Origin of the sequence: Streptomyces sp. C (assembly GCF_000158895.1) — a bacterium.
Lineage (GTDB): Bacteria > Actinomycetota > Actinomycetes > Streptomycetales > Streptomycetaceae > Streptomyces > Streptomyces racemochromogenes.
In genome coordinates, this window is the sequence record NZ_GG657750.1 from 328,046 (window position 1) to 329,084 (window position 1,039).

At 76.9% G+C, this 1,039-nt stretch carries 1 pseudogene; it reads left to right on the forward strand.

The features are described from left to right. Positions 1-13: 13 nt before the first annotated feature. A pseudogene (locus tag SSNG_RS41650) lies at positions 14-1,039 on the forward strand (cytochrome P450); the annotation flags it as partial.

Here is a 1,039-nt window from a genome sequence, read left to right on the forward strand (position 1 = left end):
GCGGGAGGCGCGTGTGACCCGGCCCGAGCCGCCGCCGGGACGCGCCTGGCGCGACGACCTGTACCGCGACCCGTACCCGCTGTACGCCCGGGCCCGCCGGAGCAAGGGGCTGACGTACCTGCCCGCGTTCGACGCCTGGCTGGTGGCGCGCGACCGGGACGTGCGGGAGGTGCTGCTGCGCGCGGAGGACTTCTCCTCCGTGAACTCCCTGACCCCCGACGTGGCACTGCCGGACGCGGTCCTCGCGGTCCTGGCGGGCGGTTTCGGGCCGCGGCCCACCGTCGTCTCCTCGGACGGCGCGGCCCACCGCCGGCACCGGGCCCCGCTGAACCGGGGGCTGTCCGCCGCCCGGGTGGCGGCGCTGCTCCCGCACGCCCGCGCCTGCGCGCGGGAGCTGGTGGACGGCCTGCCCGCGTACGGGCCGGTCGAGCTGGTGGGGGCCTACGCGCGGCAGCTGCCGGGGCAGGTGGTCGGGCGGCTGATCGGGCTGGACCCGGCGGACGTGCCGGCCGCCGTGCACGGGGGCTTCCGGGCGGAGGAGCTGCTGTTCCGGCCGCTGTCGCCGCAGGAGCAGGTGGCGGCCGCCGAGGACGTGGTGGCGCTGCAACGGCTGCTGGACGGATACGTCCGGGCCCGGCGCGAGCGGCCCCGGGACGACCTCTGTTCGGCCATGGTCGCGGCCCTGGCGCCGGGGGTTGGCGAGCTGACCGTGGAGCAGCGCCACGAGCTTGGTGGCGAACCTGCAGAACCTGCTGATCGCCGGATTCCTCACCACCAGTGCGCTCATCGCCACCGCCCTGATGCACCTGCTCTCCGACCGGCGGCAGTGGCGGATGCTCCGCGACGACCCGGGTCTGGTGCCGGCGGCGGTGGAGGAGGCCGCACGCCACGACGCGGCCGTGCAGGCCTTCCGGCGCAGGACCACCCGCCCGGTGACGCTGGGCGGAACCAGGCTGCCGGCCGGGGCGACGGTGCTGGTGGCGTACGGGTCGGCCAACCGCGACGAAACGGCGCCACGAGCGCGCCGACGCGTTCGACA